Origin of the sequence: Methylobacterium indicum, assembly GCF_001043895.1 — a bacterium.
Taxonomy (GTDB): Bacteria; Pseudomonadota; Alphaproteobacteria; order Rhizobiales; family Beijerinckiaceae; genus Methylobacterium; species Methylobacterium indicum.
The window spans coordinates 26,964-45,036 of sequence record NZ_JTHF01000172.1; the positions used below are offsets into that span (position 1 = coordinate 26,964).

Here is an 18,073-nt window from a genome sequence, read left to right on the forward strand (position 1 = left end):
CCGTCCGGGCCGTTAGATCCTGCCCGTTGCCCGCACCGTACCCAGCCGTGCCCAGCCGGCAAGGAACGCTTTGCGCCTTATCCGGAGTGACCGTACCCTCGGCGCCATGGATACGGTCGCAAAGTCCGAACCCCGCACCCGCGTCGAGCAGGTGGTCGCCGATCTGGCGGATGGCATCGACCGCGGGCTCCTGCGGCAGGGCGAGCGCCTGCCCTCGATCCGGGCGGCGGCGGCGCGCTTCGCGGTCTCGAAGAACACCGCCGTCAACGCCTACGAGCGCCTCGTCGCCTCGGGCCGGGTCGAGAGCCGCCCGGGCTCGGGCTTCTACGTCTCGGGCCGCCGGCCGGCGCCGGCGGCACCCCCGGGCCCCGTCCCGGTCGCGGCGGTGGACAGCGTCTGGCTGCTGCGCGAGCAGCTGGACCGGCACTACGACGTGCGGGTCGGCGACGGGCGCCCGCCGCCCTCCTGGATGGAGAGCCTGGAGCTCGGCCGCCGCCTGCGGCCCTCGGCGGCGGCGGCGCACGAGAGCTACGGCAGCCCGGACGGTCACCCGCCGCTGCGCCGCAGCCTCGCCCTGATGCTCGCCGAGCGGTCGATCCAGGCCGGGCCGGAGGCGGTGCTGCTCACCTCGGGCGCCAACCACGCCCTCGACCTGATCATCCGCCAGTTCGTGGCCCCGGGCGAGCCGGTGCTGGTCGATTCCCCCGGCTACTACCCGCTGTTCGGCAAGCTGCGGCTCGCCAAGGCCCGGATCGTCGGGGTGCGGCGCGGCCCGAACGGGCCGGACGTCGCCCATCTCGACGAGGTGGCGCGGGCAAGCGGCGCGCGGCTGTTCTTCACCCACTCGCTCGCCCAGAACCCGACCGGCTGCTCGCTGACCCTGCCGGTCGCCCACCGGCTGCTCCAGCGCGCCGCCGCCCTCGACCTGCGGATCGTCGAGAGCGACCCCTTCGCGGACGTCCTGCCGGCCGGCCAGCCGCGACTGGCGGCCCTCGACCAGCTCGAGCGGGTGATCTACGTCGGCACCTTCGCCAAGACCCTCTCGGCGAGCCTGCGCTGCGGATACGTCGCGGCGCGCCCGGACATCGTCGCCGCCCTGCGCGACCTCAAGATGGTGACGAGCGTCAACAGCTCGGGCTTCGTCGAGCGCATCGTCCACGACCTGATCGAGAGCGGGCGCTACCGCCGCCACCTGCGCCGCCTGGCCGGCCGGATCGAAGCGGCGGCGCTGCATGGCCGGACGGTCCTGCAGGAACTGGGTCTGCCGGTCTTCGGCGAGCCGCGGGGCGGCTACTACCTCTGGTGCGGATTGCCGGCGGCGTGCGATCTCGACACCCTGTCCCGCCGCGCCGCCGCGCGCGGCATCCTGATCGCGCCGGGCGGCCTCTTCCTGCCCGAGGGACCGGCCGGGCCGCCGATGATGCGGGTCAACGTGGCCTATCTCGGCGACCCGCGCTTCGCGCGCTTCCTGCGCGAGGAGGCCGGGACCGAGTGAGCGGCCTTCCCCCGGCGCGGCGGTTTCAGCCCGCCAGCGCCCGCAGGGCCGGGTAGAGGCCGCGGTAGCGCGCGAGCCGCTCGGCATAGGCCGGCACGAGCGCGGGATCGGGCATCACGGCCGCTCCGCGCGCGGGCGGGGTGCAGAGCGCGTCGGGCGCCTCCCCGGTCACCGCCAGGCGGGCGAGGCGCGCCGCCCCGAAGGCGCCGCCGTGCTCGCCCTCGGCGAGCGGGCTCAGGGGCAGGTCGAGGACGCTTGCCAGGATGCGGATCCAGGCGGGCGAGCGCGACCCGCCGCCGATGACGTCGGCGGCCTCGATCCGCGTGCCCGAGGCCCGCAGGGCGTCGAGGCCGTCGCGCAGCGAGAAGGCCACCCCCTCCATCACGGCCTGGGTCAGGGCCGGCCGCTCGGTGCCGGCCGAGAGGCCCGCGAAGGCGCCCCGCACCGCGCCGTCGTTGTGCGGCGTGCGCTCGCCAGCGAGGTAGGGCAGGAACAGGGCCTCGCTCGGCTGCGCGACGTGGCCCACCTCCGCCACCAGGCTCGCCTCGTCCCGGCCTGTGACGCCGGCCCACCAAGCCAGCGAGGCGGCGGCCGAGAGGGTCACGCCCATCTGGTGCCACAGGCCCGGGAGCGCGTGGCAGAAGGCGTGGACCGCGCCCTCCGGGTAGGGCCGCGCGCCGTCGGTGACGGCAAACAGCACGCCGGAGGTGCCGAGGGACACGAAGGCGTCGCCCGGCCGGATCGCCCCGAGCCCGACCGCGCCGGCGGCGTTGTCGCCCGCCCCGCCGGCGACGAGCGGCGGGGTCGCCATGCCCCAGCGCCGGGCCAGCTCCGCTCGCACGCGTCCCGCCGGGGCGGAGCCCTCGACGAGGCGCGGCATCGCGGACGGCGCGAGCCCGGTAGCGGCGAGCGCCTCGGGCGACCAGGCCCGGGCGGCGACATCGAGCCAGAGCGTGCCGGAGGCGTCCGACATCTCCTCGACCGCCTCGCCGGAGAGCGCGAGGCGCAGCCACGCCTTCGGCAGGAGGACGCGGGCCACCCGCGAGAAGATCTCGGGCTCGTGCACGCGGACCCAGAGCAGCTTCGGGGCGGTGAAGCCCGGCATGGCGATGTTGCCGGCGACCCGGCGCAGGTCCGGGAACGCCGCTTCGAGCGCCGCGCATTCGGCGGTGGCGCGCGTGTCGTTCCACAGGATGCAGGGGCGCAGCACCCGGTCGTCCGCGTCGAGCAGCACCGCCCCGTGCTGCTGGCCCGACAGGCCGACACCCCTGACCGCCGCGAGTTCGGCCGGGTGGCGGTCCTTCAGGGTGTCGAGCGCCTGCTCCAGGGCCGCCCACCACTGTGCCGGATCCTGCTCGCTCCAGCCCGGATGCGGGCGGCTGACGGTGAGCGGCGCGGTGGCGCTGCCGACGACGCGCTGCGCCTCGTCGACGAGCACGGCCTTCAGGCCGGAGGTGCCGAGATCGAGACCGAGATACATCGTGGCACCGTGTTCAGGAGAGAGCCGACAGGAGGTCGGCGCGGGTCGGCAGGTCGGCGCCGAGCCGGGTGCAGGTGATGCCCGCTGCCGCCACCGCCTCGGACAGGATGTCCCGCAGGGCGTCGGCGTCGAGGCAAAGCAGCGCGTCGCGCGCGAGCCGGCCGTCCCGGTCGAGGCGGGCCAGCAGCGCGGCGTGGAAGGTGTCGCCGGCCCCCACCGTGTCGATCACCGCGACCCTACGCCCCGGCACCGCGACCGTCCCGCCCGCGTGGTAGGCCCGCGCTCCGTCGGGACCGGCGGTGACGACGACGAGGGCGACGCCAGCCTGGAGCCAGCCCTGCGCGATTTTTCCCTCGTCGGCCCCCGCCCCGTAGGCCGCCCGCAGGTCCTCGTCCGAGAGCTTGACGATGTCGGCCTGCGCCGCGAGGTCGGCGAACCGTGCGTGCCAGCGATCGAGGTCCGGGATCAGGCCGAGGCGCAGGTTCGGGTCGAGGCTGATCACCCGCCGCCGCGCCTCGCGGGCGGCGAGCGCCGCGTAGGCCGTGCCGACGGGCTCGGCCACCAGCGAGAACGAGCCCATGGCAATCGCCCTCACCGCCTCGGGCAGGGAAGCCGGCAGCTCGCCGACGGCGAGGTCGGCATGGGCGCAGGATTGAGCGTGGAAGCTGTAGGCCGGGTGGCCGTCCGCCCCGGTCGACACGACGGCGATCGGGGTCGGCCGCCGGCTCTCCTTGACGAAGGCGAGGTCGACGCCCTCCGCCGCCAGCCGGTCGGCCAGCATCCGCCCGAAGGCGTCGGAGGACAGCCCGGCCAGGAAGCCGCTCTCCGCCCCGAGCCGGCGCAGGCCGATCGCCAGGTTGAACGGCGAGCCGCCCGCCACCGCGAGCGCCGGCAGGCCGCCGCGGTCGGGCGCCGGGCTGCCGGTCTCGACGAACAGGTCGATCAGGGCTTCGCCGCAGACCAGGATCATGGGGGTGTCCTCACGCCGCCAGCGGGTGCCGCGACCGGTGCGGCAGGGCGCGGCCGTCGCCGTCGAAGAGGTGCGTCGCGCCGGGATCGATCGTCAGGCGGATCGTCTCGCCGGTGCGCACGGGGGCGCTGCCCTCGATCTGGGCGACGACCGTCGCGCCGCCCGCGACCGTCACATGGGCCAGCGTCAGGCCGCCGAGGCGCTCGACGTGGCTGACCTCGCCGGCGAGCGCCCCGTCCGTTCCGGGCTTCAGCGCCTCCGGGCGGATGCCCAGCGTCACGGTGGCGCCGGGTGCCGCGCGGGTGCCGTCGACCGGCACCACCACCTCGCCGCCGCCGGGCAGCGCCACCCGCACGCCGGCCGGGTCGGGCCCCGTCGCGCGCACCGGCAGGAGGTTCATCCGCGGGCTGCCGATGAAGCCGGCGACGAACAGGTTCGCCGGGTGATGGTAGAGTTCGAGCGGCGAGCCGACCTGCTCGATGCGCCCGGCATTGAGCACCACGATCTTGTCGGCCATCGTCATCGCCTCGACCTGGTCGTGGGTGACGTAGATCATCGTGGCGTTGAGGTCGCGGTGGAGCCGCGCCAGCTCGATCCGCATCTGGCCGCGGAGCGCCGCGTCGAGGTTCGAGAGCGGCTCGTCGAACAGGAAGATTTTTGGGTGCCGCACGATCGCCCGCCCGATCGCGACGCGCTGGCGCTGGCCGCCGGACAGGTCCTTCGGCTTGCGGTCGAGATAGGCGTCGAGCTGGAGGATGCGCGAGGCCTCCGCCACCTTGGCGGCGCGCTCGGCCTTGGACGCACCGGCGAGCTTGAGGGCGAAGGCCATGTTGTCGCGCACGCTCATGTGCGGATAGAGCGCGTAGGACTGGAACACCATGGCGAGCCCGCGATCGGCCGGGCCGACCTCGTTGATGCGCTGCCCGTCGATGAAGAGATCCCCGACGGTGATCTCTTCCAGCCCGGCGATCATCCGCAGGAGCGTCGACTTCCCGCAGCCGGACGGGCCGACGAAGACCGCGAATTCGCGGTCGGCGATGTCGAGGTCGACGCCCTTGATGATCTCGGCGTCGCCGTAGCTCTTGCGCAGTCCGCGGAGGCGAAGGGTGGCCATGGCGAGGGCTCCTACTTGACGGCGCCGAAGGTGAGGCCGCGCACCAGCTGGCGCTGCGACAGCCAGCCGAAGACCAGGATCGGCGCCACCGCCACCGTCGAGGCGGCGGACAGCTTGGCGAAGAACAGACCCTGCGGGCTCGAGAACGAGGCGATGAAGGCGGTGAGCGGGGCCGCCGCCGAGGATGTGAGATTGAGGCTCCAGAACGCCTCGTTCCAGCATAGGATCAGCGAGAGCAGCCCCGTCGAGGCGACGCCCGGCAGGGTGAGCGGCAGCAAGAGGTGCCAGACCTCGGCGCCGGTGCGCGCGCCGTCCATCCGCCCGGCCTCCAGGATGTCGTGCGGCACCTCCTTGAAGAAGGTGAACAGCATCCAGACCACGATCGGCAGGTTCATCAGCGTGTAGACGACGATGAGGCCGATCCGGGTATCGAGGAGCCCGAGGGTGCGGAACACCAGGTAGATCGGCACGAGCACGCCGACCGAGGGCAGCATCTTGGTCGAGAGCATCCACAGGAGCGTCGAGCGGGTGCGCTTCGTCGGGTGGAAGGCCATGACGTAGGCAGCGGGAATCGCCAGCGCCAGCGCCAGCACCGTGCCGCCGACCGAGATCACCACCGAGTTGAGCGCGAAGGACAGGTAATCGGCCCGGGCCAGCACCTCGCCGTAGCTCTGCAGCGTCGGCGTGAAGGTCAGCGACGGGTTCACCGCCTCCGGCTCGCTCTTGAGACTCGTGAGCAGCATCCACAGCAGGGGGAAGAACAGCACGAAGGCCGCCGCCCAGCCGAGCACCGCGATGCCGACGCGCTTCGGGAGACTCTGCTTGACCATCCTACACCTCCAGCCGGCGCGCGATGGTGCGCACGAGGAAGAACGCCACGACGTTGGCGAGGATGATCGCCACCACGCCGCCGGCCGAGGCGCCGCCGACGTCGTATTGCAGCAGCGCGCGGGCGTAGATCAGGAAGGCGAGGTTGGTGGTGGCGTTGCCGGGCCCGCCCGCGGTCGTCACGTAGATCTCGGCGAAGACGGTGAGCAAAAAAATCGTCTCGATCATCACCACCACGCTGATCGCCCGCGAGAGGTGCGGCAGCACGATGTAGAAGAACTGCGCCATCGCGCCGGCCCCGTCCATGCGGGCGGCCTCGAGCTGCTCGCGGTCCAGCGACTGCACGGCGGTGAGGAGGATCAGGAGTGCGAAGGGCAGCCACTCCCACGACACGATCAGGATGACCGAGACGAGCGGATAATCGGCGAACCAGTCGATGGCGGGAAGGCCGAGAGCGCGAGCCACGGCGCCGAAGACGCCGTAGATCGGATGCATCATCAGGTTCTTCCAGATCAGCGCCGCGACCGTGGGCATGACGAAGAACGGCGCGATCGCGAAGAGGCGGGCGAGGTTGCGGCCCAGGAAGGGCTGGTCGAACAACACCGCCAGCAGCGTGCCGCCGACCACCGTGATCACCAGCACCGAGCCGACGAGGACGAGGGTGTTGGTGAGCGAGGCCCAGAAATCCGGATCGGTGACCAGGAACTCGTAATTGTCGAGTCCCGCGAAGCCCGTCACCGTCGGGTCGAGCAGGTTGTAGCGCTGGAGCGAGAACCACACGGTCATCACCAGCGGCACGATCATCCAGATCAGCAGCACGGTGACCGAGGGGCCGATGAACGGCAGGCCGTTGAAGCGGCGGCCCTTGGCGGGGGCGGATGCCGAGGTGGTGAGGGTGGACATGGCCGTCGTCGCCTCGCGTGGGGCTTGAGGTCGGGGCTGCCGACGGCGGCCCCACATCGTCGCAGTCTTTTCAGGCCGGACTGACTTACCAGGACGAAGAAGTTGCCGACCCCCGGCTCGCACAAGCTCGCGCATTCACCCATTGCCGGATGAAGGGCGGGTCTCTCCTCTCCCCGCGGGCGGGGAGAGGGCCGAGCCCTCGTTCAGAGGGCGCGGCAAGCGGCGAACCGCAGGTTCAAAGCGAGGGTGAGGGGGTATCTCCGTGTGAGACTCCTCCGGAAAAACCCCCTCACCCTCGGCTACCGCCTCGCTTTGGTGACGACAAGGTCACCAAAGCCCTCTCCCCGCACGCGGGGAGAGGAGGGAGAGCGCGTTCTCATTCCCCGGGTTGCCCTTCAGCCTACTTCGGATACCCGGCCTGGCGCATCGTCCGCTCGGTCGCCGATTGCGCGGCCTTCAGCGCCGCGTCGATCGTCTGCTGGCCCGTCAGCGTCGCCGCCACGGTCTGGCCGACCTGGGTGCCGATGCCCTGGAACTCGGGGATCGCCACGAACTGCGCGCCCGTATAGGGCCGCGGGTTCCGGGTCTGACCGTTCGGGTTGGCGCTGTCGATCGCCTTCAGGACGAAGCCCGCGAAGGGCGCGGCCTTCTGGTAGTCGGGGCTCTTGTAGGTCGATTCCCGGGTGCCCGGCGGCACGGCGACCCAGCCGTTTTCCTTAGCCACCCTCTCGACATAGGCCTTGCTGGTCGCCCAGGCGACGAAGGTCTTGGCGGCCTCCTTCTGCTTGGAGGAGGCCGGGATGCCGAGGTTCCAGCTCCACAGCCAGGTCGGACCGCCCTTGAAGCTGCCGGTCGGCATCGGCGCGAAGGCGACCTTGTCGGCGACTTGCGACTGCTTCGGATCGTAGAGCAGGCCGGCCGCGACGGTCGAGTCGATCCACATCGCGCAGCGGCCGCTGGCGAACAGCGCCAGGTTCTCGTTGAAGCCGTTCGAGGTCGCGCCGGGCGGGCCGTAATTCTTCAGGACGTCGGTGTAGTAGGTGAGCGCGTTCTTCCACTCCGGCGTGTCGATCGTGGTCTTCCAGCCCTCGCCGAACCACTGGCCGCCGAAGGTGTTCACCAGCGACGTCACGTAGGCCATGTTCTCGCCCCAGCCCGGCTTGCCGCGCAGGCAGATGCCGTAGGTCTGGCTGGCCTTGTCGGTGAGCTTGGCGGCGAAGCCCTTGATCTCGTCGTAGGTCGGCGCCTCCGGCATGGTCAGGCCGGCCTTGTCGAACAGATCCTTGCGGTAATAGGTCATCGCGCTCTCGCCGTAGAACGGCAGCGCGTAGAGCTTGCCGTCCCGGCTCACGCCGTCGCGGACGGTCTTGAGGAGGTCGTTGGCGTCGTAATCGGCCGGCAGGCCGTCCATCGGCTCGAGCCAGTTTTGACGCGCCCAGATCGGCACCTCGTAATTGCCGATGGTGAGCACGTCGAACTGGCCGGCCTTGGTGGCGATGTCGGTGGTGACGCGCTGGCGCAAAACGTTCTCTTCCAGCACCACCCAGCGCAGCTTGATGTCCGGATGCGCCTTCTCGAAGGCCGGGGACAGCTTCTGCATCACCACCATGTCGCCGTTGTTGACGGTGGCGATGGTGAGGGTGGATTCCGCGAGGGCCGGGGTGCCGGCGACGAGGGCCGCGGCGAGAACCAGGGGTTGCATCCGTCTCACGTCGTATCCTCCCGTCGCGCCGTTCTCCCCGAGAGGGACGGCCTTGTGCGCGATTGGTGAGGGTCCGCCGGGTTGGCGTCAAGCCGGGACGAGGCCCGAGCGTGTCGCTGCGGCATCGTCGTCCACGGGGTTTATTCTGGACGAATCGTAGCTTTCAAGCTACAAAGGTTCATGCCGACGATCCGACAAACCCTCGTCTTCCGCGCATGGATCGGCAGCCTGCGGGACGAGCGTGCGCGGCTGCGCATCGATACCCGCATCCGCCGGCTTTCGCTCGGAAATCCGGGTGACGTGAAGCCTGTCGGAGATGGGGTCAGCGAAATGCGGATCGATTATGGTCCGGGCTACCGGGTTTACTTCACGCAGCGCGGATCGAAAGTCGTGATTCTGCTTTGTGGAGGTGACAAGCGCACGCAAGACGAAGACATCCTCGCTGCGAAGCAACTCGCGAATCAGGAATGACGACATGCCTCTCGAGACCGTCCCATGGGACATCGCCGACAGCCTCGACACGCCCGAGCGCGTGGCGCTCTACCTGGAGGCCGTCCTCGAGGAAGGGGATCCCGCCCTTCTCGCCGCCGCACTCGGCGACATCGCCCGAACGCAGGGCATGGCCCAGATCGCCCAGCGAACCGGTCTGTCGCGGGAAACCCTCTATCGCACCTTGTCCGACAAGGGGAACCCGCAGCTCACGACGCTGATGGCCGTGCTGAAGTCCCTCGGGCTGAAGCTGACCGTTGCGCCGGTGACCGGGGCGGCCTGAACGACCGCCCCGACGGGATATCACCCCGCCCGCCGCGCCGCCTCGTCGAGCGTCGCCTGGATGCCCTGTCCGTCGAGCATCCCGAGCCATTCCGCGACGGGCGTGACGAGGCGCGGGTCGTCGCCGAGCTCGCCGAAGAGCGGGCGGATGGCCAGCAGCGGGCGCGGGTCGGCGCCGCCCGCGATCGCCGTCTCGCGCAGGAGCGCCGCCATCGGGTGGCGCACCTCTATCGCCTCGCCGCGCTCGTCCTCTCCCCGCACCCGGCGCAGCCAGGCGGCGAGCGCCAGCGCCAGGAACTCGACGCTGCCGCCCTGCTGCAGGCGGCCGCGGATCGGATCGACCAGGACGTTGAGCGGCGCGTCGGTGTTGACCCGCTCCACCGTGTCGCGGATCGCCGGGTTGGCGAAGCGCGCGACGAGGGTGCGCTTGTACTCGGCGAGATCGATCCCCGGGACCGGCGGCACGGTCGGGCCGGTCTCCCGGTCCATGAGCGCCGTCATGATTGCGGCGATGCGCGGGTCCGCCATCGACTCGTCGATCGTCACGTAGCCGGCCAGCCGCCCCAGTCCCGAGACCGCGAGGTGGCTGCCGTTGAGGAGCCTGAGCTTCATGAACTCGTAAGGCGCCACGTCCTCCACGAATTGCGCGCCGACCTTTTCCCAGGCCGGCCGGCCGGCGGGGAAGCGGTCCTCGATCACCCACTGGGTGAAGGTCTCGCTGAAGACCGGCCAGGCATCGGCGAGGCCGTGGCGCTCGGCCAGGCCCGCGATATCCCCCGCCGCCGTCACCGGCGTGATGCGGTCGACCATGGTCGACGGGAAGACGACCTCGGCGGCGATCCACGCGGCGAGCGCGGGATCGCGCAGCCGGGCGAGCGCCACCACGGCGTCGCGCAGGACGTCGCCGTTGTGCTGGATGTTGTCGCAGGTGAGCGGGGTGAAGGGCGCCCGGCCGGTCTCGCGCCGACGCCGCAGCGCCTCGACGATCACCCCGACTGCGCTCCTCGGCCGCGCCGGCTCGGCGAGGTCGGCCCGGATCAGCGGGTGGTCGGGATTGAGCCGCTTCGTCGCCGGGTCGAGGCAGTAGCCGTTCTCGGTCACCGTCAGGCTGACGATGCGGATCGCCGGGTCGTCGATCGCGTCGAGCACCGCCGCGCTCGTCTCGCCCGCGAAGGCGACGCCCGCGAGCGCGCCGATCACCGTCACGGTCTCGTCCGCGCCCTCGCGCTCGACGAGGGTGTAGAGCGCGTCCTGGGGCGCCAGCGCGTCGATCATCCGCCGGTCGCCCGGCATCAGCCCGACGCCGAGGATGCCCCAGGTGAGGGCTTCGGGCTCGCGCTCCATCAGGTCGTGGGTGTAGCGGGCCATGTGCGCCCGGTGGAAACCGCCGAGCCCGAGATGGACGATGCCCGCGCGCACCTGCGCCACGTCGTAGGCGGGCACCCGCACGCGCGGCGACAGCGAGGCCAGCGCGGCGCGGCTGAGTGGCACGGGATCGCGGTCGGCGCGCATGCTCATGGTCTTGGCTCGGGTTCTCGGCTCGGGTTCTTGGCTCGGGCAGGCGGCAGGCGCCCGGCGGGGCCCCTGATTAATCCGTCGCCGTGCCGGCGTCGATGGCCGGCGCGTGTCGGCCCCGCCCCGGCCGTTCCGGCTCGCCCCGCGACCGGCCGCCATCGGCCTGTTCGACCCGAATCGACCTCGTCGTCCCGCCCCTCGGCCTCCCGGCGGTCGAGGGGCGAGGCAGGACCTCTGCGCCAAGCCTCCGCTCCAAGTTTCCGCTCCAAGCCGCGTCTGCCCTCACAGCCGGTAGAAGCGTTCCGCGTTGTCGTGAAACAGCTTGCGGCGGTCCTGGGTCGGGAAGCTGGCGGTGATCGCCTTGAAGGCGTCGAAGATCCGGTCGTAGCTCGAGAACAGCTTGTCGACCGGGAAGTTGCTGGCGAACATGCAGCGGTCGACCCCGAAGGCGGCGATCGCCTCCAGCACGTAGGGCCGGATGCTGTCCGTCGTCCAGGTCCAGTCGCCCATGCCGAGGCCGGAGATCTTGCAGGCGACGTTCGGCGCCGCGGCGAGACGGTGCATGCCGGCCTTCCAGGCGTCGAAATGGTCCATCCCGTCGACCTGCATCCCGGTATGGTTGAGGATGATCTGCGTGTCCGGGAAGGCGCGGGCGAGGTCGTAGGCTTCCTCCATCTGCGGGTAGTAGAGCTGCAGGTCGAAGGACATGTCGAGGTCGCGCAGGAGCCCGAACCCGCGCCGCCAATCCGGCTCCCGGCTCAGGCCGGGGCGCTCGAGATAGGTCTTGACCGGATCGGGGTGGTAGTTGAGCGACTGGCGGATGCCGCGGAAGTTGGGGAACGCCCGGTGGCCTTCCAGCACGTCGCGCACGCCGGGCGACGACAGGTCGGCATAGCCGACGATGCCGTGGGGAAAGCCGTGCGCGTCGGCGACCCCCTGCAGCCAGCGCGTCTCGCCGACGGGATCGCGCGGGTCGAAGCCGACGTCGAGATGGACCGACTTCACGACGTTCTGGTTGCGCGCGTCCTCGAGGAAGTCCTCGATCCGGTAGTTCTTGATGATCGGGCTGTAATCCCCGAAGACGATCGGCTTCGGCCCGTCGGTCAGCCAAGGATAGTAGTGCTTGTCGAGATCCCACAGGTGGTGGTGGGGATCGATGATCGGAAAGTCGTCCATGGGCTCATCCAATCCGGGCGGGTATCCCGTCGAAGGACCCGCCCGGACGGGTCGCGGCCGGGCGGAAGGGGGGCGGGGACGGGCGGCGCCCGACCCAGGTGGTGCGCTCGGTGAAGGCGTCGCGCTCAGTACTGGCCGGCGGACGGCGGGTAGACGCGCTTGAGCTTGGCCTGCGCCGCCGGGCTGTCGATGTCCTTGGCGGTCACCAGCGGCTCGGGGAGCGGCAGCTCCTTGGTCACCGGCGCGCCCGTCAGGGCGTTGTAGACCTGCTGCACCGCCTCGATGCCCTGGCCGCCGGCCTCCTGCAGAAAGAGGCCCTGGATCACGCCGTCGCGCAGCAGGCGCACCGTGGTCGGGCTGCCGTCGGCGGTGGCGACGCCGACCTTGCCGACGAGCCCCTTGGTCTGGAGCACCTTGGCGGCGCCGGTCGCCGCCTCGTCGTACATGCCGTAGATCGCCTTGATGTCGGGATGGGCGGTCAGGAGGTCGTTGGCCTGGTCCACCGCCTCGCGCACGGTGAGGCCCTTGGTCTGGAGCACCTGCACCAGGTCGCAGCCCTCGGCCGCGAAGGCCTCCTTGGCGCCCTTGAGGTATTTCTGGGCGTTCTCGCGGTCCTGCGGCAGCGACAGCATGCCGACCTTGGTGCCGCCGCGCTCCTTGGCGAGCCCGCAGACGAACTTGCCCTCCTCGCGGCCGGCCTCGTAGTTGTTGGCCGTCACCGTCGCGGTGTAGTCGGTCGCGCCCGGCTGCGGGCCGATGCCGGTGAACGCCACCGGGACCGACTTCTCCTTGAGCAGGCGCAGCACCGGCGGGGTGCTGGCCGAGCTCACCGGCCCCATGACGATGGCGTCGACGCCGCGGGTGAGCGCCGTGCGCACGTTGGTCATCTGGTCGACCGGCGAGTTGTGCGAATCGAGCTCGATGTACGCGATCCCGAGTTCCTTCGCCTTGGTCTTCGCGCCGTAGGCGACCCATTGCCAGTACGAGATGTCGAGGGAGGGCGCGATATAGGCGACGGTGAACGTCTTGGCCGGCTTGGCCTCGGCCGGCTTGGTCTCGGCGAGAGCGGGGGCGGCCGCCGCGCAGGCGAAGGCCGCGGCGAGGGCGAGGCTGCGCAAGGATGAGGGCGTCACGAGAGCGCGCGTCATGGGATGTCCTCCTTCGGGATGGGGGCGTCTTGTTCGCGCCGGTCAGGCGCGCGCCTTGGTGAAGCGGTCGATGAGCACCGCGACGAGAATGACGAGGCCGGTGACCGAGCCCTGCCAGAAGCTGTTGATGCCGATCAGGTTCACGCCGTTCTGGATGACCGTGATCATGACGGCGCCCAGCATCGCGCCGATCGCCGAGCCGGTGCCGCCGAACAGGCTCGCCCCGCCGATCACGCAGGCGGCGATGGCCTGGAGCATCAGGTTGGCACCGGAGGTCGCCTCCGAGTTGCTGATGTAGGAGAGGCTCAGCAGGCTCGCGAAGGAGGCGCACAGGCCCGACGCGACGTAGACGCCGCACCGCACCGCGTCGACCGGGATGCCCAGGAGCCGCGCCGCCTTGGCGTTGCTGCCGATGGCGTAGACCCAGCGGCCGAGGACGAGCTTGCGCAGGGCGAATTCGAGCAGCGCGACCCCGACGAGGCAGAACAGCACGTAATTGGCGATCCCCGGGACCAGCGTGCCGGCATTGAGCCACCAGAAGTCCGGGTCGAGGATGGCGATCGAGTGGCCGTCGGTCACCACGAAGGCGAGGCTGCCCCCGACCGCGAAGGTGACGAGCGTCACGACGAAGGGGGCGAGCCCGACGAAGGTCACGAGCGCGCCGTTGATCGCCCCGATCCCGGCGCCGACTCCGAGGCTCGCCAGGCAGGCGACGGGCCAGGACAGGCCGGCCGACAGCCCGAGCCCGGCGACCATCCCGGTGAGCGAGAAGGTCGAGGCGACCGAGAGGTCGATGCCGCTCGTCGCGATGACGAGGAAGACCCCGAGGGAGACGAGGATCAGCGGCGCGGAGGCCTGGGCGATGTTGGCGATGTTGCCGAGCGAGAGCACCTGCGGCGACCACAGGCTCACCGCGAGCTCGATCAGCACGATCGCCGCCGCGATGGCGATCTCGGTGCGGTAGGTGCGCAAGAGGCGTGCGCCCGACCCGGCGCGCCGGGGCCGGGCGGGGCCGGCATGCGGCGGCGCGCCCGCGAGGATGTCGGTCATGGGGTCGTCCTTCTTCGAAAGGGTCGCGCCGGGCGGGCCTCAGGCCGCCATGCCGGTCGCCTGCGCCAGGGCGACCTCGTCGATGGCGGCACCGGCGATCACTCCGCTGACCTCGCCCCGCAGGTCGAAGGCGACGATCCGGTCGCAGATCTCGATGAGTTCCGGGAATTCCGTCGACCACCACACGACGACGGTGCCGCGCGCCGCCATCTCGCGGATGAGGGCGTACATCTCGCGCTTCGTGCCGATGTCGACGCCGCGGGTCGGCTCCTCCAGGACGAGCATCCGCGGCGGGTGCTCGAGCCAGCGGGCGAGGAGAAGCTTCTGCTGCGTGCCGCCGCTCAGGGTGAGGGGCGAGTCGTCGACCGACCCGGCCTTGATGGAAAGGCGTGCCAGGGCGTCGCCCGCCACGTCGGCCTCGCGCCGGCGGGCGAGCCAGCGCCGGGCGGCGACCCGCGTGGCCGCCACGACGTTGTCGAGGATCGGCAAGGTCGTGAGGAGCCCCTTCTCGGCGCGGTCGCCCGAGACGTAGCCGATGCCCTGCCGCACGGCCCGGGCCGGGTCGCGCAGGTCCGCTTGCGCCCCGTCCAGGCTGATGCGCCACGCGCTGCCCGGGGCGGCGCCGACGAGCGCGTCGATCAGCTGCCCGGGGCCGGCGGGTGCCCCGGCAAGGCCCAGGACCGTTCCGGGTGGCAGCGTCACCGTCAGGCCCGGGCCCGCGATCGCCACGGTGGTACCGTCCGGTCGGGTCGCCGTCGCCGTCGCCGGCTTGCCCCGGACGGCCGCCTTCTGGCCCATCGCCTCGACGATGCCGGCATCGTCGAGATCCGCGAGGGGACGGCGATCGACGACGGTCAGGCCGTCGCGCAGGATCGTGCAGACCTCGGCCACCGCGCGAATCTCCTTCATGCGGTGCGAGACGAGGAGGGTGCTGATTCCCTGGCCGGCGAGGCGGCGCAGCAGGGCGAACAGCCGCTCGCTCTCGGCGAAGGCAGGTTGGCGGTCGGCTCGTCGAGGAGCAGCAGCCGGGCCCCCGAGCCGAGCGCCCGGGCGATCTCGATCAGCTGGCGCTCGTGCAGGTCGATCTCGGCGACCGGACGGTCCAGCGCCTCGCGGGCGAGGCGCTCGTCGATCTGGGCGAGGGCGGCCCGGGCCTCGTCCCGTCGCCGGGCCGCGCGCACCGGCGCGATGCCCCGGCGCAGATGCGGGAGGTAGATGTTCTCCGCGACCGAGAGGTGCGGCAGCAGCGCCAGTTCCTGGAACACCACCGCGATCGGATTCGGTCCGTCCCCGCGGATGGTCAGGTCGCCGGCGTCGCGCCGCAGGGAACCGGAGACGATGCGGATCAGCGTCGATTTGCCGGCGCCGTTGCCGCCGAGCAGGGCGTGGATCTCGCCCGGGGCGATCCTGAGGTCGACCCCGCGCAGCACGGAGGTCGCCCCGAAGCTCTTGCGGATCCCGGTGGCCTCGACCAGGAGGTCGTGCGGCGTCATCGCGTGGCCCCGGCTCGAAGGCGGGCAGGTCCAGCCCCTCCCTGCAGGCCTGCCAGGGCCATGGCGCGTCTCCCGATACGTCGGAGCGGGTTGTCCCGCTTCCCTACCGGTATGGATCGCTGCGGCGGAGCGGCGGCGCAAACGGATTCGGCGCAACGATCGATGAACTGGATTCATCTGCCGCGAGAGGCCGCGGCGGTCGTCGAGCGTGCGTATCGGGCCCGCCCTCGCGGCGGACGGGCCTCGCACCCCGCCGGTGTCACGCCGCTCGGATCTCTCTCAGGAAGGCGCCGACCGTCATGCTCATCGCGTCCGCCTGGTCCCCGAGTTCGCGGGTCGAGCCGGTGACGCGGGTCGCGACCGCGGCGGTGTCGCTCGCATCCTCGCGCACCCGGTCGATCAGGCGGGCGACCTCGTCGGTGCCGGCGCTGACGTTGCGGGTGCTGCGGGCGATCTCGGCGGTGGCCGCGCTCTGCTCCTCGACCGCCGCACTGATCGTCGCGCTGCCGGCGCTCAGGTGCCCGATCGTCTCGCGGATGCGGGTGATGGCCTCGACCGAGCCGCCGGCGGCCGCCCGCATCCCCTCGATCTGCCCGGCGATCTGGCCGGTGGCGCGGGCGGTCTGCTGGGCCAGGGCCTTCACCTCGGCGGCCACCACAGCGAAGCCGCGGCCGGCCGCCCCCGCCCGGGCCGCCTCGATGGTGGCGTTGAGCGCGAGCAGGTTGGTCTGGTCGGCGATGGTGGTGATGAGCGTCACGACGTGACCGACCTGGTCGACCGCCTCCGCCAGGGCGGCGACCTGGGTCGCGGCTCCGTTCGCCTGGATGACCGCCTCCGCGGCGACGGCGTGGGAGCCGCCGACCTCGCGGGCGATCTCCGCGATGGCGGCGCGGAGCTGGTCGGCCGAGCAGGCGACCTGCTCGGTGCCCGCCGCCGCCTCGACCACCGCGGCCGCGACCGCGGTGGCGGCCTCCATCGACCGCGCGGCATTGCGCGACAGGGCGGCGGTGGTGTCGTCGAGGCCGCGGGCCTGATCGGTCACCGCGCCGATCACCGCCAGGACCCGGTCCTCGAAGGCCTGCGCCAGGGTCGCGGTCGTGCGCCGCCGGCTCGCCTGCTCGGCCGCCGCATAGGTCTCGAGCAGCACCTCGAGGTCGAGCCAGGCCGCCCGGGTGAGGGCTCCATGCAAAGCGGCCCGGGACCGCCCTCCCCCGAGCCTCCGGCGCGGCGTGGCAAGGTCGAGCGCCCCGGCAAGGCCGGCCGTCACCGTGGCATGACAGATCGACACCGCGTAGGCCGGCACGCCCCGGCCGTAGAACACCGAGGCCAGTCTTTCGGCGGAGGCCGCGAAATCAGGGCCGAAATCCCCGCTCACCACCCGCACCCAATGCGCGACCCGGGCCTCGTGCACGTCGGGATCGCGCAGGGTCGCCTGGATCTCCGGCCACGCGGCGAAGCGGGCGTTCCACTCCGCCAGCAGCGCCGGCAGGCGCTCCCGGGCGAAGCCGGCCAGGCCCTGGAGGAGGGCGATGTCGTCATTCGTCAGGCCGAACGTGGCGAAGCGCCGGGCCTGCGCGGTGGTAGCGTCCGTGTGATCCATGGCAAGTTGCACCCATCGCAATGTGCAATTTTAGCGACCAAACCCATTAACATAGGATGATCACGATCTCACATGACAGTCTGACCGTAGCTCTCGTGGGGATATCCAGCGTAGATCGTCCGTCGGATGCGCCTTACGCCCCAATAAGCAGGAAGAGGCGGCGCGCCACGTCGCCGCATTCTACCCAAGGGTAACTGTTCATGATTGAGGCCGCCATGTAATTGGCGACCGCCCAATCCCAATTTAAGCGAACTTGACCGTTAAAGCAGGCCGATGACCGTGATGGGCTCGGCCTTAAGAGAGACGGTGGGTTTGTACTCGAATTGCAATGAGAGGTTTGGCGGCCTCGGCGAAAGGGGTGTTGCCGCGGGCGCCATGCTTCGTCGATCTCACGGTTCCCTATGAATGTCTTCCGACCGACAGACCTGCGTTTGAGAGTGGGCACGATCGGCCCCATCGGCGGCATCGATCCTGCCCTCCCGATCGGATGCCCCGCGAGACGGACCGGCCGGCCAACTGGCGCGAGGGCGTGGCGGTCGCCCCTCGGCGCCCCCGACGCTCGCCATGACCGATTGCGGATCTCGAACGACCGGGAGATGAGATCGGTGTTGATCCTGAACCCTTCCGCGTGCGGGGGCCGCCGACGCCGCTCCGATCGGGCCCGAGTTGACAGGTGAGCCGGCTCCCCTTAGACAGCCGCTCACCGACGGGGCGCCGAGCAAACGGCCTGCCCCACGGGACTACCCGAAAGAAGACGAAGCAAGGGCCGGGGCAACCCGGCGCTGCTTTTCGTTTCTCGGACGGTCGGGATCGAGCCTCTGGTTCGAT

General features: G+C 71.3%; 16 protein-coding genes. 3 read left to right on the top strand and 13 right to left on the bottom strand.

Going from position 1 to position 18,073, the window contains the following annotated elements:
• The first annotated feature begins 106 nt into the window (after nt 1-106).
• Entirely contained in the window at nt 107-1,495 is a 1,389-nt protein-coding gene (locus QR78_RS20215; protein WP_048429367.1) for an aminotransferase-like domain-containing protein, read from the top strand.
• Nucleotides 1,496-1,520: 25 nt separating this feature from the next.
• Here QR78_RS20215 and xylB read toward each other — a convergent pair whose 3' ends face one another.
• The 6 genes from xylB to QR78_RS20245 all read right to left on the bottom strand — a co-directional run bounded on the left by xylB (nt 1,521) and on the right by QR78_RS20245 (nt 8,492).
• Nucleotides 1,521-2,975 (bottom strand): xylulokinase, encoded by a 1,455-nt coding sequence (gene xylB, locus QR78_RS20220; RefSeq protein WP_048429368.1) that lies wholly within the window; start codon nt 2,973-2,975, stop codon nt 1,521-1,523.
• Between the two features lie 13 nt (nt 2,976-2,988).
• Nucleotides 2,989-3,945, bottom strand: a complete 957-nt coding sequence (locus QR78_RS20225; protein ID WP_048429369.1) for a carbohydrate kinase family protein — start codon at nt 3,943-3,945, stop codon at nt 2,989-2,991.
• Nucleotides 3,946-3,955: 10 nt separating this feature from the next.
• Nucleotides 3,956-5,059, bottom strand: a complete 1,104-nt coding sequence (locus tag QR78_RS20230; protein ID WP_048429370.1) for an ABC transporter ATP-binding protein — start codon at nt 5,057-5,059, stop codon at nt 3,956-3,958.
• 11 nt (nt 5,060-5,070) lie between these two features.
• Nucleotides 5,071-5,889 carry a carbohydrate ABC transporter permease gene (locus QR78_RS20235; protein ID WP_048429371.1) on the bottom strand — a complete coding sequence of 273 codons (819 nt, stop codon included), beginning with the start codon at nt 5,887-5,889 and terminating at the stop codon, nt 5,071-5,073.
• 1 nt (nt 5,890) lies between these two features.
• Entirely contained in the window at nt 5,891-6,790 is a 900-nt protein-coding gene (locus tag QR78_RS20240) for a carbohydrate ABC transporter permease (RefSeq protein ID WP_053221001.1), read from the bottom strand.
• A 400-nt stretch (nt 6,791-7,190) separates the two neighbouring features.
• Nucleotides 7,191-8,492 carry an ABC transporter substrate-binding protein gene (locus QR78_RS20245; RefSeq protein WP_082172180.1) on the bottom strand — a complete coding sequence of 434 codons (1,302 nt, stop codon included), beginning with the start codon at nt 8,490-8,492 and terminating at the stop codon, nt 7,191-7,193.
• 180 nt (nt 8,493-8,672) lie between these two features.
• Between QR78_RS20245 and QR78_RS33045 the strand changes: the two genes are divergently transcribed.
• Both QR78_RS33045 and QR78_RS20250 read left to right on the top strand, forming a co-directional pair.
• Nucleotides 8,673-8,963, top strand: coding sequence for a type II toxin-antitoxin system RelE/ParE family toxin (locus QR78_RS33045; RefSeq protein ID WP_082172181.1), 291 nt, complete (start codon nt 8,673-8,675; stop codon nt 8,961-8,963).
• Nucleotides 8,964-8,967: 4 nt separating this feature from the next.
• Nucleotides 8,968-9,264, top strand: coding sequence for an addiction module antidote protein (locus QR78_RS20250; protein ID WP_048429373.1), 297 nt, complete (start codon nt 8,968-8,970; stop codon nt 9,262-9,264).
• Nucleotides 9,265-9,284: 20 nt separating this feature from the next.
• On the opposite strand, the gene QR78_RS20255 is transcribed toward QR78_RS20250, so the two are convergent.
• From QR78_RS20255 to QR78_RS20280, 7 genes are all read right to left on the bottom strand, one after another.
• Complete coding sequence (locus QR78_RS20255; RefSeq protein WP_202972730.1) at nt 9,285-10,781, bottom strand: mannitol dehydrogenase family protein; 1,497 nt, start codon at nt 10,779-10,781, stop codon at nt 9,285-9,287.
• 279 nt (nt 10,782-11,060) lie between these two features.
• Nucleotides 11,061-11,954, bottom strand: coding sequence for an amidohydrolase family protein (locus tag QR78_RS20260; protein ID WP_048429374.1), 894 nt, complete (start codon nt 11,952-11,954; stop codon nt 11,061-11,063).
• Between the two features lie 125 nt (nt 11,955-12,079).
• Nucleotides 12,080-13,102, bottom strand: coding sequence for a substrate-binding domain-containing protein (locus QR78_RS20265; RefSeq protein WP_048429375.1), 1,023 nt, complete (start codon nt 13,100-13,102; stop codon nt 12,080-12,082).
• A gap of 42 nt (nt 13,103-13,144) precedes the next feature.
• Nucleotides 13,145-14,152, bottom strand: a complete 1,008-nt coding sequence (locus QR78_RS20270; RefSeq protein ID WP_048429376.1) for an ABC transporter permease — start codon at nt 14,150-14,152, stop codon at nt 13,145-13,147.
• A gap of 39 nt (nt 14,153-14,191) precedes the next feature.
• Complete coding sequence (locus tag QR78_RS36145) at nt 14,192-15,061, bottom strand: ATP-binding cassette domain-containing protein (protein WP_244278491.1); 870 nt, start codon at nt 15,059-15,061, stop codon at nt 14,192-14,194.
• A complete protein-coding gene (locus QR78_RS36150; RefSeq protein ID WP_053225573.1) occupies nt 15,058-15,645 on the bottom strand; it encodes an ATP-binding cassette domain-containing protein in 588 nt (195 codons plus the stop codon). The genes QR78_RS36145 and QR78_RS36150 overlap by 4 nt, the downstream gene beginning before the upstream one ends.
• Nucleotides 15,646-15,904: 259 nt before the next feature.
• Complete coding sequence (locus tag QR78_RS20280; protein WP_048429377.1) at nt 15,905-17,245, bottom strand: globin-coupled sensor protein; 1,341 nt, start codon at nt 17,243-17,245, stop codon at nt 15,905-15,907.
• Between the last annotated feature and the right edge of the window lie 828 nt (nt 17,246-18,073).

What these genes read in the sequence shown, in the direction of transcription:
- QR78_RS36145 (WP_244278491.1), bottom strand. Translation starts at nt 15,061, where the DNA reads ATGAAGGAGATTCGCGCGGTGGCCGAGGTCTGCACGATCCTGCGCGAC.
- QR78_RS20215 (WP_048429367.1), top strand. Translation starts at nt 107, where the DNA reads ATGGATACGGTCGCAAAGTCCGAACCCCGCACCCGCGTCGAGCAGGTG.
- QR78_RS20270 (WP_048429376.1), bottom strand. Translation starts at nt 14,152, where the DNA reads ATGACCGACATCCTCGCGGGCGCGCCGCCGCATGCCGGCCCCGCCCGG.
- xylB (WP_048429368.1), bottom strand. Translation starts at nt 2,975, where the DNA reads ATGTATCTCGGTCTCGATCTCGGCACCTCCGGCCTGAAGGCCGTGCTC.
- QR78_RS20250 (WP_048429373.1), top strand. Translation starts at nt 8,968, where the DNA reads ATGCCTCTCGAGACCGTCCCATGGGACATCGCCGACAGCCTCGACACG.
- QR78_RS20230 (WP_048429370.1), bottom strand. Translation starts at nt 5,059, where the DNA reads ATGGCCACCCTTCGCCTCCGCGGACTGCGCAAGAGCTACGGCGACGCC.
- QR78_RS20265 (WP_048429375.1), bottom strand. Translation starts at nt 13,102, where the DNA reads ATGACGCGCGCTCTCGTGACGCCCTCATCCTTGCGCAGCCTCGCCCTC.
- QR78_RS20235 (WP_048429371.1), bottom strand. Translation starts at nt 5,889, where the DNA reads ATGGTCAAGCAGAGTCTCCCGAAGCGCGTCGGCATCGCGGTGCTCGGC.
- QR78_RS20225 (WP_048429369.1), bottom strand. Translation starts at nt 3,945, where the DNA reads ATGATCCTGGTCTGCGGCGAAGCCCTGATCGACCTGTTCGTCGAGACC.
- QR78_RS20245 (WP_082172180.1), bottom strand. Translation starts at nt 8,492, where the DNA reads ATGCAACCCCTGGTTCTCGCCGCGGCCCTCGTCGCCGGCACCCCGGCC.
- QR78_RS20240 (WP_053221001.1), bottom strand. Translation starts at nt 6,790, where the DNA reads ATGTCCACCCTCACCACCTCGGCATCCGCCCCCGCCAAGGGCCGCCGC.
- QR78_RS33045 (WP_082172181.1), top strand. Translation starts at nt 8,673, where the DNA reads ATGCCGACGATCCGACAAACCCTCGTCTTCCGCGCATGGATCGGCAGC.
- QR78_RS36150 (WP_053225573.1), bottom strand. Translation starts at nt 15,645, where the DNA reads ATGACGCCGCACGACCTCCTGGTCGAGGCCACCGGGATCCGCAAGAGC.
- QR78_RS20255 (WP_202972730.1), bottom strand. Translation starts at nt 10,781, where the DNA reads ATGAGCATGCGCGCCGACCGCGATCCCGTGCCACTCAGCCGCGCCGCG.
- QR78_RS20280 (WP_048429377.1), bottom strand. Translation starts at nt 17,245, where the DNA reads ATGGATCACACGGACGCTACCACCGCGCAGGCCCGGCGCTTCGCCACG.
- QR78_RS20260 (WP_048429374.1), bottom strand. Translation starts at nt 11,954, where the DNA reads ATGGACGACTTTCCGATCATCGATCCCCACCACCACCTGTGGGATCTC.